Source organism: Streptomyces sp. NPDC038707, assembly GCF_040636485.1.
Lineage (GTDB): Bacteria > Actinomycetota > Actinomycetes > Streptomycetales > Streptomycetaceae > Streptomyces.
This window is the reverse complement of sequence record NZ_JBEZUP010000007.1, coordinates 52,153-65,323: the sequence shown is the minus strand read 5'-3', so window position 1 is coordinate 65,323 and position 13,171 is coordinate 52,153. Positions and strand designations below refer to the sequence as shown.

The window sequence follows — 13,171 nt, the reverse complement described above, 5'->3', positions numbered from 1 at the left end:
TTCACCTCACTTGTACATGGTCTGGTTCATGGTTCCGGGGGCGTACGCGTCCGGGTCGACCCAGACGTTGATCAGTGACGGCTTCCCGGACTCGCGGGCCCGGCGCAGGGCGGGGGCGATGTCGGCGGGGTCGCGGACCTCCTCGCCGTAACCGCCCAGGATCTGCGCGAACTTGTCGTACGGCACGTCACCGAGGGTGTTGCCGACCCGCTCGCGGTCCTTGCCGTACTTGGCGGCCTGGCCGTAACGGATCTGGTTCATGGAGGAGTTGTTGCCGACGATGCCGACGAAGGGGAGGTCGTAGCGGACGAGGGTCTCGAAGTCCCAGCCGGTCAGCGAGAAGGCGCCGTCGCCGAAGAGGGCGACCACCTCCTTGTCCGGGCGGGCCTGCTTGGCGGCGAGCACGAAGGGGATGCCGACGCCGAGGGTGCCGAGCGGGCCCGGGTCCATCCAGTGGCCGGGCGACTTGGGCTGGACGACCTGCCCGGAGAAGGTGACGATGTCGCCGCCGTCGCCGATGTACACCGAGTCCTCGGTGAGGAAGTCGTTGATCTCGCTGACCAGCCGGTACGGATGGATGGGCGAGGCGTCCGACCTGAGCTGCGGCAGCCGCTTCCCTACGGCCGTCTGTTCGGCCGCGCGCAGCTCGTCCAGCCACTCCTTGCGCCGCACGGCCCCGCCGTCGATCCGTCCGGAGGCGGCCTGGGTGACGGCCCTCAGGACCAGTCCGGCGTCGCCGACGATGCCGAGGTCGACATCGCGGTTCTTGCCCACCGTCCGGTAGTCGAGGTCGATCTGCACGACGGTCGCGTCGGGGGAGAGGCGCCTGCCGTAGCCCATACGGAAGTCGAACGGGGTGCCGACGATCACGATGACGTCGGCGTGGGAGAAGGCGTACCGCCGGGACAGCTGGAAGTGGTGCGGGTCCCCGGGCGGGAGGGTGCCCCGGCCGGCGCCGTTCATGTACGCCGGGATGTTCAGGGTGCGCACCAGCTCGACGGCGGCCTCGGTGCCGCGGGTCGTCCACACCTGGCCGCCCAGCAGGATCGCGGGTTTGCGGGCGCGCACCAGCAGGTCGGCGAGCCGTTCGACCGCCTCCGGATCACCGGCCGAGCGGGTCGAGGCCCGGTAGGCGCCGGGCCGCGGCACCCGGGCCCGCTCGCGCGGCACCTTCGCGTCGAGGACGTCCCGGGGGATCTCCAGGAAGGAGGGGCCGGGGGCGCCGTGGTAGCACTCGCGGAAGGCCATCGACACCATGTCCGCGGCGCGGGCGGTGTCCGGCACGGTCGCCGCGAACTTGGTGATCGGCGTCATCATGTCGACGTGCGGCAGGTCCTGCAGCGACCCCATCTTGTGCTGGCCGAGGGCGCCCTGGCCGCCGATGAGCAGCATCGGGGACTCCGCGCGGAAGGCGTTGGCGACCCCGGTGACGGCGTCGGTCGTACCGGGGCCGGCGGTGACCACCGCGCAGCCCGGTTTGCCGGTGATCCGGGCGTAGCCGTCGGCGGCGTGCGCGGCGACCTGCTCGTGCCGTACGTCGACGACCTCGATCCCCTCGTCCACGCAACCGTCGTAGATGTCGATGATGTGGCCGCCGCAGAGGGTGTAGACCCGGTCGACACCCTCTGCCTTCAGCGCCTTGGCGACGAGGTGGCCGCCGGAGACGAGGTCCTGGGCGGGGTGGGGGTCCTGGTTGCCGTCGGAAGTGTCGGGCATGACGAGGTCCCTTCGTAGGTGCGCATACCGTACATTGCATACAGTCGACGAATACTGTATGGACTCGTTATCCCGCATCCGGTGGGCGGTGTCCAGAGGGGCAGGTGCACTTCCGGCCACCGCGACTCGGCGGAATCCGGCCCGTAGCGCACCGTGAGGGGTCCGTCGCGGTCGGCGTACGTCCGGAGTGCCGCGCAGGTGGGAGCACCCCGCGCCGCGGCTCGGCGGCGGATACGCAGGTGAAACGCACTCCGAAACCTTGGTATTGTTGTCCATGTCGCCGCGGGGAACACACCCCGCAAGGCGGCAGACACCTGGTCCGGGTGGCGGAATGGCAGACGCGCTAGCTTGAGGTGCTAGTGCCCTTTATCGGGCGTGGGGGTTCAAGTCCCCCCTCGGACACCAGCAGAGACCCCAGTTGATCTGGGGTTTTTCTGTTTCTCCGGCTGTGGCGTGACCAACCACGTGACCAACAGCCGAGCGAACTTCCTGGTCAGACCAGGGATGACAGGCCGATTCGGGCAGCGCTGGAAGCAGCCAGCTTCTTCGCCCCTTCGGCGCGACGCCTGCCGTAGCGCGCCATGGTGTAGCCCGGCGAGTGGTGCCGGGCGTTGGCGGAGACCTCTACCGGGTTCTCGTGGTTGTCGAGGCCGTTCGTGATCTTCGATGCCCGCCAGTCGTGCAGCCGGAAGTTCTCCGGTAGGTGCGGACGGTTGCGTGCCGTGCGCCAGCGGGCCGACACCTTCTCGGGGTCCTGGGGTCCGCCTGCCTCGCCCCGGTACAGCTTGAAGCCGTCGCGGGCGAAGACGAGGTCATGGTCCACCCAGAGATCCCCGAGGCGTTCCCGCTCCGCGTCCTGGCATTCCTTCTGCCACTTGAGGACGTTCATCAGGGCTTGGTCTACGTAGATGATCGCGTTGTCGTCTCCGTCCTTGGTGAGCTTGCGCAGCCGGTAGGTGTTGCCTTCCTCGACCACGATCCAGGCCAGTTCGATGGCGCACTCATCCCAGTGGATGAGCGACCACTTCCACCCCAGCACTTCGCTGCGTCGACATGAGGTGGCCGCGTACGAGGTCCCAGCGGGGCGTCCCGAAGGCAGTGGTGAGTCAGCCCGCCGTCACGGGCCCGGTTGCCGCACGGCTTCCAGATGTCCGCCAGGAACCGCCCCGTCTCGTGATCGTTGAGCGTGGGGAAGTCCGGCTGTGCCGCTTTGATCTGCCGTTCCGTGGGCGGGTTGGCAGTATGGGCGGGGTTGACCGCGAGGAGCTTCCTCGGTCCGGTCACCGAGTCCAGCGCGGCCGAGAAGATGTTGTGGATGCGGCGGACGCTCTTGGGGCCGAGCGGCTTGTTCCCGTTCGCCTCGATGGGCGTGCTCTCCAAGAGCCGCTACAACTCGTCCGGTCGCGCGTCCGTCACCTCCACCACCTTCACCTTGCCGATGTGCGGCTTGATGTGCAGCCGGATCTTCGGCTCGTCCCCCTCCTTCGTGGTGTCCTCGCCCCGGTGCTTGGCGAGCCACCCGTCCATGAGCTGGGCCATGGTCATGTCTGAGCGGGGCGTGAGGGTGCCTGCCACGTGGTCGCTGTGTCACTTACGGAGTGCCCGTTCCGCCTCGGTCTTGTTCCTGCACTCGCGCCCTATCCAGTAGCGCTCCCTCTCCCGTCACCGGGTTGAAGTGCAGGGGCGTACGCACGCCCCAGGTGTCCGGTCGGCCCGTGCGCGGGATCTCCACCGGGGTCCTACCGAGCCGGTTGCCGCGCTTTGCCACCCGCCTAGTTCCCCCTCGTTCTGTCCCAGCCGCTACGGCTGTGGCGCTTCCTCACCCTTGATCCCCTTCAGTCTCCACGGCCCCACGTGCGATGCGCGTCAACGGGGCGGAGCTCTCCGCTTCCTTCGCCGCTGCGGCGATGTCCACCTTGCGGAGGACCGTGGTCGTGATGCCCCGTGCAACTTCCTGGGAGTCAGCACCATCACGGGGCTCAATGTGGATGGATCGCGGACCGCCCCCGACAGCGTCGGGCGGCCACAGCATCGCAACCCGCCACGGCCCGATGTCCTGCACCATCTCCGTGAAGTGCTCTCCGGGGAGGTACTTCCCCTCTTCGGGAAGCTCTGATTTCTCAGTCACGGTCGCCAACCTACTGAACACAACGAACCAGACAAGTCCGGATGTGACACATCCGGGTTTGACGGAAGCAGGCTGATAACTCGGGATGGGCAGCCCCAGGGGAACCAATCCCTCCACTGACCGAAAAGCCGTCCTTTGCAGAACACCCGTCTGATGAGCGTTACCGACCTGGCCGAGTACCTGGGCGTGACGCCCGCGTGGGTCTACAACAACCACCGAGCACTCAACATCCCCGCCTGCAAGAAGACGTTGGAAGGTGCGGCCCGTAAGGGCAACCACGGTGGGCGCCCCTCCGTCGTGGACGACGACGAGCTAGCCGTAGCCCGTGCCAGGCACGCCAAGGGAGAGAGCGTCACCGCCAGCGCCAAGGCCCTGGGGATCTCCCGGGCCACCTTGACCGGCGCATCGGAGAGAGCGCCTGAGATGGGCGCACAGGGACGCAGTCAGGCGCTCACCTCCGAGCGCACCGGGACGGGCGGGCGCACTCCGGTGAGCGCCTCCGCGCGGGCGACAAGGTGGGGCGCAAGGTCGGGGTACCAGCCACGGGCTACGGCTTGCAGCATCTCGGCCAGGGCCGCGAGTTCTCCGATTCGGCCGGCAGGGGTGTCGAGGAAGGCCGCGAACTCCAGCCGGATGCGGTCCGCCACCTCGGGCACCAGCAGGCTGTTCGCGTGGAGGAGTCCGGCGTCATAGCCCAAGGGCACCAGGCCCCAGCGCTCCCAGTCCAGCAGGCACAGGGGCGCGGCCGTGAGGTTTCCCCAGTGCAGGTCACCGTGCCCGGTCACCCGCTCCACCTTTGCGGGCGCCGGGACGCCGAGGAACTGGGGGAAGGCCCGTTCGATCCAGCCGTCCCGGACGGTGACCTTCACCCCCTCCGCTTCAGCGAGCAAGGCAAGGGCTCGGCGAAGGTCCGCCCACCACTCGTCAGGCAAGCCGGGGTCGTGGTCGATGTCGGCTCGGTCCGGGGACACGATGGGTTGCGTGACGCAGTCGAGGACTTCGGCCTCGAAAGCCCACTCGCCGTCAGTCCAGTCGTGCACCTCGTACAGGCGCGGGCGCGGGACAGCGTCGGGCACGAGCAGGGAGGCCCCCACGATGCCTTCCCCCTGCTTCCTGCCCGTGTTGCGCTTCGCCATCCGGCTGACCCGTAGCCACCGGTCCCCCGCTTGGCGTCCGAGGGTGACGCCGAGGAAGCCCCATGCCATCGGCCCCGTGCAGGTGAGGCCCAGTGCCTTGGCCGCCCGGTCGTGGGCGGCTTCCATCAGGGTCTGCACGTCCTTATTCAGCGGCGAGTTCATCGGTCACCCTCCTCAGTTCCTGGGCTGTCAGCGGGGCAGCCAGAGCCATCGCCGCATCGTCCCAGTGGTCGCGGGTGCTCGCGGAAGTGAGGACGACATCGAGGCCAGGACACGAGCCAGCAGCCAGCAGGGCAGCGGCTGCGGCCGACAGGCCGGGGCGGATGAGGTTCACCAGTCCAGGTGTCATGGCGTCCAGGAGTGTGCCGCCGTGCAGGGGAGCGGAGCCGAACGTGATCAGCCCCGCGTCCTTCGCCTGCACGAGCGGCCCGCCGCCGTTGAGTGCTTGCGTGATGGGCTCGTCCATGATCAGGCTGACGGGCATCTGCAAGGCCGTGAAGTGATGGCTGGCGGAACCCGCCGCCTTCCGCGCCAGCGCGAGAAGCTCGGGCACGCTGAACGCTCCCGAGCGCAGACCCGTCCAGGTGGCGACGCCGTACCCGCCGATCCTGCCCGCACGGGCGAACCCTTCCAACGCCGTGAAGGCTTCCCGAACACGCCAGTGCAGAGCAGCACGGTCAAGGCCGTGCCCGTGGTGCTCCGGGTTGTGTACGAACACCAGGTCCACACGCCCGAGCGCGGCCAACGAACGCTCCGTCTGCCATCGGACGAAGCCCTGTTCAAGGCTGTGCCTGCCGGCCGTCTCATACCGGGTGAGCACGCCTTCGTCCAGGGCGGTGCGGCCTTGCTCCGCCGTGAAGAACCCCGCCTTCGTAGCTACCCGCACGGTCGGGTACTCCCCGAGAACCGGGCGCAACTCCTCATGCGCCCGACCATGGGCGTAGTTGGGTGCCGTGTCCACCCACGGGCTACCGGCAGCCAGGGCGGTGCGTGCCGCCTGACCGACGGCACGCACGCGGTATGTCCCTAGGGAGAGCGCGGCGGTCACAGCGCGGTCCCCACGACTGCGACGGCATGGCCGTCGATGAGGGCGGAGACCAGTTCGGCCACGTCCTTGACCTCCAGTCCGGCGGAGTCGGCAAGCTCCCCGAGCGTGGTCGGCTGGTTGGTCAGCAGCGTGCCCAGCGCGGGCGCTGCGGACTCGGCGAAGTCCCACGCGGTACCGGCCGCCGAGAACGTGACTGTGCCCTCTGCTCGGTTCGGGGTCAGGCGACCCCTCGAAGCGGTGAGCTTTACCGTGATCTCCCTCCGTGCGGGGAGCCCGTCCACGTACGGCAGCGAGGGAATCGCGTGGCCCAGGTCGGTCGTGTCGATCGACTCCGCCCACCGCTCCACAAGGCGGGAGTCCGCCATCATGTCGGCCACCTCACCACGCACGGCTTCGATGAAGTCCGACTGTTCCGCCAGCGAGCCGAACCGTGGAATGTCCTTGCGAAACGCAGGGGACGCCCGAAGCTGATCGACGACCCACAGCATGAGGTCAGCGCCGGTATGCGTGACCATGCCGAAAGTCAGGTGGAGGGATTCCGTCCCCTGATCAGCGGTGACCGCGTGCCACCAGCCGCGCGGCAGGTAGAGCACGTCACCCGGGGACAGAACGAGGTCGGCCACCGGGTCGCCCTCCGGCTCCTCCGGCGACTCCACGTCCCGGAAGGTGGGCGCTTCACGGGTCATGCCCCACAGGCGCCACCGCTTCGAGCCGTGCAGCTGGACCACCACCACATCGTGGTCGTCCCAGTGTCGGCCGAAGCCCTCCCGCTCGGTCCACGAGGCGTACACGTTGACCTGCACGGAGGTGCCGAGGAAGCGTTGCAGCCCTTCGGCAGCCGCTCCCACGGCGGGGTGGATCTTCTCCACCGCGTCGAGGACCAGCGACGCCCCGTCCCTGAGCTGGGCGTGGAAGTCGGACGGCTGGATGCGGGACCACGTGACCGACCGGCGGTTTGTGGTCGGGATCGCATAGCGGTGGATCGGGACCATCTCACCGTCGACCGACAGGCGCAGCCGGGGCGGCTCCAGCCGTTGCGTGGCGATGATCCGATTCAGGTCGTTCCAGGAGAACAGCCCCGCCGTGTCGGCGGCTCCGGGGAAGTACGCGTAGGAGCGGTGGTACGTCCGGGCGAGGAACTTGTCCCCGCCCAGACGCCCCGCCCACGAGGCTGCATCAACCAACGTGGGCGCTCCCGTCAGTCGTTGCCGTCGGAACGACCACCGCTGACGTCCGACTCCTGCTCGGCGCGGGTGCGCGCGGCCACGATCTTCCGCTTCGCGACGAGCAGGCCACCCCCCTCGGGGGCCACCGAACCGGTGTTCTCTTCCACCATCGGACTACCTCTCTCTTCTCGGGAACTCCCGCCAGGGGTCGGGCGGGAAGACAGGGAGGGCAGCAGCCAGTGAGGCCGCTACCGCATCGCTAGGGCTCCGGCAAGAAACAGGGCCACGCTGCCGAGGATCACGGCCAGGTAGAGCGGACCCGCGTACCGGCCGAAGCGACGCAGCACCCACAGGCGCAGGCCGCGCATTACTCCGGCTCAGGCTCCACCGCCACGGGGCGGAGAGCGCTGGCAGACAACGAGCCACTGCCCGTGCACCGGGTGCACCCGCACGGCGGGTACTTGGTCGGTGAACCCAGGATCACCGCATTGCGCGGCTCCACCTGAACCTCACGCACCAAGCCATACGTCCGGCCGCCGTCGTGCGACACCCGCAGAGTCATACGCGCGGTCATGACCGCACCTCACCATCAGGGCCGAACGTCTGCCGGTAGTCCAGCAACCGGCCCACGCCGACGCGGTCTCGCTTCTCGTTTCGCTCGGTCGCTGTCATGGGGGAAATCATTGGCCCAGAAAGCGGGGGCTGTGTAGTTCTTTCCCGTCATGGACTAAAGATCATGAGCGGAAGGCGGCAGCCCACTCCGTCAACAAGGCTCGCGCTTCGGCCCCGAACAGCGCGTACCCCTCCAGCGTGGAGAAAAGTTCCAAATGTATTTCGATGTCGCGTGGATCTCTCAGGATCACGATACCGGTGGTGTTCTCCACAGTGGCCAGGGTGTTGTCGTAGACAGTGAAGGTGTCCATCGGAGCCATTGGCTTATATCCCGCGATTGGGATAACACCGAGCTTCACGTTCGACAAGTGCGTCAGTGAGGCCAGCCGGTCAATCTGAATCGCCATCGTGGCGGGGGGCAGGAGTGGCCACCTCACGGCCTGTTCGGTGAGGATGAAGGTGAACTGCTTCTTCGTGTCGTAAAGAATCTCCTGCCGTTCCAGCTTCCGCGCGATCGTCTTAGTGACATCAGCCGGGGAATGGGCGAGGCTGGCCCGGATGTACTCAGGGGTGGAGAGCAGTCCCGTAATCATCGAGAGCAGGAAGAAACGGAACTCGGTGGAGGAGGATTCGAGCGCAGCAAGTTCGGTCTGCTTCTTTTCCAGTCCTCTGCGGCGCAGCGAGCGCAGGTCTTGCCACTCGGTATTGGCCAGCCTCGCGAGGGCAATGACTTCCTCGATGACCTCAGGCGGAGCAACGACAGCCCGGAGGATTCTCTCTAGGTCGAGCAGGCTCGGTTGTGCCTTCCCGTTCTCGATCCGACTGATCTTCGATTGGGACATGTTGCAACGCCGAGCGAGCCGGTCCCCAGTGAGGCCGGCTCGCTTGCGTAGTTCTTTCAGCAGGGCGGCCAGTTCTTGCTTCGGCTGCCCCAACTGTTCAGGATCGAACGTCACCCGCTCACGTACTCCAGGAATGGAACCGACTCGGCAACGGCAATCCGCTTCCACTGCCGATACGGCTCAGGTTCACCCTCGTACAGTTCTCGGTTTATCTGCGTCCCGTCCGCCCGGTAGTTCATCAGGACCACCTTGGAATCATCGAACATCCAGAAGTCCTGATCCGGAAGCCCCGGGTTCTCTCGGTCGGTGAGGTCGAGAATACGGATATCCTCGCCCGCCTTCACGTGGTGCCGGTAGTAATACTCGAACTCGAACCGGAGGTAGTCCGAGAGCGGGCAAGTCACGACATGCACCCTGCCGACGTTCTTTCCTTCCGAAGCCCATTGTCGAACCTCGTCCATCCAGGCCGACGTGTAATCGTCCGGGGATTTCTCCCCGGCGAGGAAGCGTTTCAACTTCTCCGCTTCCTGGGGCATGGTGTAGACGGGAAGCGTTTCCAGCCGCCACGCCTCACGCTTCATGGAATCAAAGCAGTTATTCCACGCGTCACCATCCAAGTGCACGGAATGCCTCCCTGAGAACCGCCTCCGGAATTTCCACGAGCCCTTCCCCTGCGGGCGGGGTGAAGGCTTCGGACACGTCGCCCTGCACGACGAACGACCCCGTGGCCGTGCGGTACACGTTCGGGCAGTCCTTCTCTCCGCACTCGCCGTTGCCATTGCCTGTGAGCCGGGTGAGTGTCGAACGTTCGGACATGCCAAACCCCCTTGCTCTGGCCCTGTTTGAGCCGCCTGTCCACCGACAGTAGAGGGGGTGGCGCTACGCGTCTATGCGTGAACGCGACTATGCGTGTCCTTGCATAAACAGGTTCCCGACCACCCCAGTCAACCCCCGGTACGTGGTCACGTACGCGCCCGTGCAGACTAGGCCTAGCCACGTGGCGCCGTCCGGGAAGCCTGACCAGGGACGGACGCGTGGAGAGTTCAGGCCCCCCTCGGACACCAGCGAAGACCCCAGTTATCTGGGGTCTTTCTGTTTCTCGCGGTGTGACGTGGCCGACCATGTGACCTGAGTCAGTTCCTGAGGAAGCTCTCGATCAAGTCCCGGAAGTGTTCCGGCGTGTCCAGCCAAGGATGGTGCCCGGCTCCCGGAACGGTTTCGAGCCGGCCGCGCCGACAGAGCGACGCGGTCAGCATGGCCGGCCGGTGCCGGCGGCGCAGTCCTCGGCAAAGGGGCCCTTCGCCGCCCGCTTCATCGGCCTCGTCGGCCTCTCGCCCGATGCGGCCGGTGGGCGTGACCCGTGCGAGACGGCGCACCCCATCGCGAGGCGGCGTAGTGCCGGGCGGTCAGGGCGCCTGCCGAGTGCGCCAACACGTCCACGGGCCCGGCCCCCGGGTGACGACGCAGCGCCTCCAGATCGTGTCCGGAGCCCCCGCCGCGCGGCATCCATCAGGACGAGCGTCCGGTGCCGGTCGAGCCCGCCCGGATTCTTCAGGCTCCGCACGTCCGTTCCCGGTCCGCCGGCCGGACACACCTGCGAACAGTCCCCCCGTCCGTTACTGCGAACCCTCGGCCCACAGGGTGTCGTCGCGGAGGGCCTTGTCCGTGGCGCGGCCTATGACGGCGGTCGCGCCCGCGTCCACCGCTCCTCCGACGACGCCCCCCAGGATCGGGATGCCCTTGGCGAGGGTGATCGCGGCGCGCTTGGTCCCGTACTTGGAGACGAGGTGGAAACCGACCTTCTTGTTGACCGCGCGGAGCACCGCGATCGGTATCTTCTTGAGCATCTGCTCGCCGAACTTCTGACCGACCTTCACCCCGAAGGCCGCCAGGACGTTCTGGGTGCTCATCCCGATCGCGAGCATCATCACGACGGTCCGTACGTGCGGATCACGGATGTCCCGTCCCCGGAGGTGGGCGATGGCGCCGGCCAGCCGCAGGTTGATGGCGACGGACGCGGCCACGTTCGCGGGTATCGTCACGCCCGCGGTGATCAGGCCTCCGAGGCCGGTGATGAACCCCTGGGTCCCGGCCGCGGCCACCGACTCCTTGATGAGGCGGGCGACGACCGCGTCGATGTCGTCCCTCATGTCCTCGGGGGGACGGCGCTCGTCGTCGTCCGGCGCCCGGTAGCCGGCACCCTGCCTGCGCGAAAGGCGGTCCTCGGCCCAGGTCGCCGACCCGCTGACCGGCCCCACGCCGTTCACCATGACCTTCTCCGCGAGGTCGGCGAGCCACTGCCCGGCCTTCTCGACCGCTCCCTCGCCGGAATCCTTCTCGTCAGCCATCACACGCCCCTTCCTTGAGCGCCCTACCGAGGGGCATCCCGAGAGCTGAACCGAGTGCACCTTCCCATATTGATGAAAGCGTCGTCAAACTGTCTCTGGTGGGTAACGCGCGCTCAACTTGGGTGAGATGAGCGCATGGTGGCGGCTGCTCCGCCCCGCAGCCTGCCTCCACCAGGAACGGGCTGGGCTGCCCGGACCACGAGACGTACAGGCCGTCCCGGGCCCGGGTGCAGGCGACGAACAGCAGGCAGCGTTCCGCGGCGAGGTCGGCCTCGTGCTGGAGCCGGTCGACCTCCTGCGGGGTGATGGCCGAAGGGTTCGGCAGCGCACGGTCGTTGACGCATGCGACGGCCGGGCAACGGTACTCGAGCCCCTTGGCGTCCGCTGGCGGGCCGGCGGGACTGTGCCGGTCATCCGCCGTCGAGTTCCCGGCGGAGCATCGCCAGGACCTCCGCGGCCTCGGCGGCCACATCGTGGCGCGGACCGTGGACGAGCACGATGTCCTCGTAGAGGGCCTCCAGGCAGGCCCGCGCCTCCCGCGGGTTGCCCTGACCGAGCAGCAGCATGCCGATGTCGCGGCGCAACTCCACGGCCGCGTCGCTGACATCGCTCTCGACGGCCCGCTCGACTTCCAGGACCGCCCGCAGCTCCGCCAGCGCCTCCGTCGTCTGGCCGAGTTCGCCACGGCAGCGGGCGGCCTGGGCACGGCAGTAACGGGCGGCCTCGTCGGCCGGCCCGTCGATACGGCCGTACGCCTCGGCCAGCGTCTCGAACTCGGGCAGGGCCGCCCGGTGATCGCCCGCCAGTTGCCGGCTGACCGCCCAGTGGCGGCGCAGCCGCAGGACGGCCTTGTTCTCGGCACCCAGGGCCCGCGCCAGCGGCTCGATCATCTCGCCCGCCACCTCGGCGGCCTGCGTGTAGCGCTCCTCCTCCATGAGGGCGATGTAGTGCTCGTCGACCTCCCGCAACCGGGCCCTGAGCAGCTCCCGTTCGGGCGGCGAGACCACGTGCTCGGCGACCCGGCCGGGAGCCGCCGTGTCCGGGGCGGCACGGGGACGGCCCTCGGCCCGGGCGCGAGGCGCGTAAGGGCGGCGGAAGAGTCCGGTCGGATCGGGCGCACCGGGCGGCCCGGCCTCCCCGAGGGCGGAGGACTCACCGGGCGCGGGCAGGAAGGGCATCAGCCGCTCGTACACCTCCTGCACATCCACCGGCCGGCTCTCCGGGGTCTTGCGGAGGAGATGCAGGACCAGTGCCTCCAGCTCCTCCGGCACGTCGGCCCGCAGCCGTCGCAGCGGGGCCGGCGCGGCGCGGACGTGCTGGTCCATCAGCTCGAAGTCGCTGTGCGCGCTGAACAGCGGCCTGCCGCAGAGGAGTTCGTGGAGCACGCAGCCGAGGGCGTAGAGGTCGGTGTGCGGGGTGACCCGGGTGCCGCGCACCTGCTCGGGCGACATGTACTGGTGTGTGCCGATGGGCCGGCCGGAGGCCGTCAGCCTGGTGGCATCGGTCTGCAGGATCGCCGCGACACCGAAGTCGAGGACCTTCACGGTGCCGTCCCGCGCGACCAGGATGTTGGACGGCTTGAGGTCACGGTGCACCACGGGCACGTCGTGCGCGTACGACAGTACGGTGGCGACCTGCGCCGCGACCGCCACCGCCCAGCTGACCGGGAGGGGCCGCTCCTCGTGCACGTACCGGGTGAGGGGCGTGCCCTCCACCAGCTCCATGACGAGGAACAGGTGCTCGTGCGTGCTGTCGAGGACGGCGTCGTACACCTGCGGCACGCCGGGATGCTGGATGCGGGCGGTGATCCGTGCCTCGCGGCGGAAGCGCCGCTCGAACTCCTCGGCCAGCTGCGGGGTGGCGGCCACGGCCTGCGGCCGGATCCGCTTCACCGCGACGGGCCGGTCCAGCACCGCGTCGTAACCCCGCCACACGTCGCCCATACCGCCGTTGCCGAGCCGCTCCAGCAACTCGTAGCGACCCGCGATCGGTCTGTCCGGCACCTGTCCCCGCCCCGCGTCCTGCACTCGCGCTCGCCCGTTCCGCCGAGCCCCCCTCGGATGCGGCCAGTTTCCCCGGAAACGGATCACTGCGTCCAGCCAGGTCCTACGATGGCGCGGCGGACGGGCCGTATCGCGCCATCGTGGTCCAGACCGCGTCGTGCCTCTCGCTGCC

The 13,171-nt window shown here is 68.3% G+C and carries 12 protein-coding genes, 1 tRNA gene and 2 pseudogenes; 2 read left to right on the top strand and 13 right to left on the bottom strand.

Annotated features, from left to right (window positions below):
* Positions 1–6: 6 nt before the first annotated feature.
* Positions 7–1,716, bottom strand: coding sequence for a thiamine pyrophosphate-binding protein (locus tag AB0E62_RS12180; protein ID WP_362191431.1), 1,710 nt, complete (start codon positions 1,714–1,716; stop codon positions 7–9).
* A 317-nt stretch (positions 1,717–2,033) separates the two neighbouring features.
* Here AB0E62_RS12180 and AB0E62_RS12175 point away from each other — a divergent pair.
* Positions 2,034–2,121, top strand: a tRNA-Leu gene (locus AB0E62_RS12175).
* An 88-nt stretch (positions 2,122–2,209) separates the two neighbouring features.
* Here AB0E62_RS12175 and AB0E62_RS12170 read toward each other — a convergent pair.
* Together AB0E62_RS12170 and AB0E62_RS12165 are read right to left on the bottom strand one after the other, a co-directional pair.
* Positions 2,210–2,755 carry a hypothetical protein gene (locus AB0E62_RS12170; RefSeq protein ID WP_362191429.1) on the bottom strand — a complete coding sequence of 182 codons (546 nt, stop codon included), beginning with the start codon at positions 2,753–2,755 and terminating at the stop codon, positions 2,210–2,212.
* A gap of 347 nt (positions 2,756–3,102) precedes the next feature.
* Positions 3,103–3,291 carry a hypothetical protein gene (locus AB0E62_RS12165; protein ID WP_362191427.1) on the bottom strand — a complete coding sequence of 63 codons (189 nt, stop codon included), beginning with the start codon at positions 3,289–3,291 and terminating at the stop codon, positions 3,103–3,105.
* Between the two features lie 706 nt (positions 3,292–3,997).
* On the opposite strand from AB0E62_RS12165, the pseudogene AB0E62_RS12160 reads away from it, so the two are divergent.
* A pseudogene (locus tag AB0E62_RS12160) lies at positions 3,998–4,186 on the top strand (hypothetical protein); the annotation flags it as partial.
* A 101-nt stretch (positions 4,187–4,287) separates the two neighbouring features.
* On the opposite strand, the gene AB0E62_RS12155 reads toward AB0E62_RS12160, so the two are convergent.
* From AB0E62_RS12155 to AB0E62_RS12110, 10 genes and pseudogenes are all read right to left on the bottom strand, one after another.
* Positions 4,288–5,142 carry a hypothetical protein gene (locus AB0E62_RS12155; RefSeq protein ID WP_362191425.1) on the bottom strand — a complete coding sequence of 285 codons (855 nt, stop codon included), beginning with the start codon at positions 5,140–5,142 and terminating at the stop codon, positions 4,288–4,290.
* A complete protein-coding gene (locus tag AB0E62_RS12150) occupies positions 5,123–6,028 on the bottom strand; it encodes an aldo/keto reductase (RefSeq protein WP_362191423.1) in 906 nt (301 codons plus the stop codon). Before AB0E62_RS12150 ends, AB0E62_RS12155 begins: the two co-directional genes overlap by 20 nt.
* Positions 6,025–7,212 (bottom strand): cupin domain-containing protein, encoded by a 1,188-nt coding sequence (locus tag AB0E62_RS12145; RefSeq protein WP_362191421.1) that lies wholly within the window; start codon positions 7,210–7,212, stop codon positions 6,025–6,027. Before AB0E62_RS12145 ends, AB0E62_RS12150 begins: the two co-directional genes overlap by 4 nt.
* 14 nt (positions 7,213–7,226) lie before the next feature.
* Positions 7,227–7,364 (bottom strand): hypothetical protein, encoded by a 138-nt coding sequence (locus tag AB0E62_RS12140; protein ID WP_356149248.1) that lies wholly within the window; start codon positions 7,362–7,364, stop codon positions 7,227–7,229.
* A gap of 564 nt (positions 7,365–7,928) precedes the next feature.
* Positions 7,929–8,762 carry a helix-turn-helix transcriptional regulator gene (locus AB0E62_RS12135; protein ID WP_362191419.1) on the bottom strand — a complete coding sequence of 278 codons (834 nt, stop codon included), beginning with the start codon at positions 8,760–8,762 and terminating at the stop codon, positions 7,929–7,931.
* On the bottom strand, positions 8,759–9,271 hold the full coding sequence (locus AB0E62_RS12130; RefSeq protein WP_362191417.1) for a DUF6879 family protein: 513 nt from the start codon (positions 9,269–9,271) through the stop codon (positions 8,759–8,761). Before AB0E62_RS12130 ends, AB0E62_RS12135 begins: the two co-directional genes overlap by 4 nt.
* Entirely contained in the window at positions 9,255–9,464 is a 210-nt protein-coding gene (locus tag AB0E62_RS12125; protein WP_362191415.1) for a hypothetical protein, read from the bottom strand. Before AB0E62_RS12125 ends, AB0E62_RS12130 begins: the two co-directional genes overlap by 17 nt.
* An 800-nt stretch (positions 9,465–10,264) precedes the next feature.
* A complete protein-coding gene (locus AB0E62_RS12120) occupies positions 10,265–10,996 on the bottom strand; it encodes an EcsC family protein (protein WP_362191413.1) in 732 nt (243 codons plus the stop codon).
* Positions 10,997–11,156: 160 nt separating this feature from the next.
* Positions 11,157–11,372, bottom strand: a pseudogene (locus tag AB0E62_RS12115) (3'-5' exonuclease); the annotation flags it as partial.
* Positions 11,373–11,406: 34 nt separating this feature from the next.
* Positions 11,407–12,999: a serine/threonine-protein kinase gene (locus AB0E62_RS12110; protein WP_362191411.1), complete on the bottom strand. Its 1,593-nt coding sequence runs from the start codon at positions 12,997–12,999 to the stop codon at positions 11,407–11,409.
* Positions 13,000–13,171 lie beyond the last annotated feature (172 nt).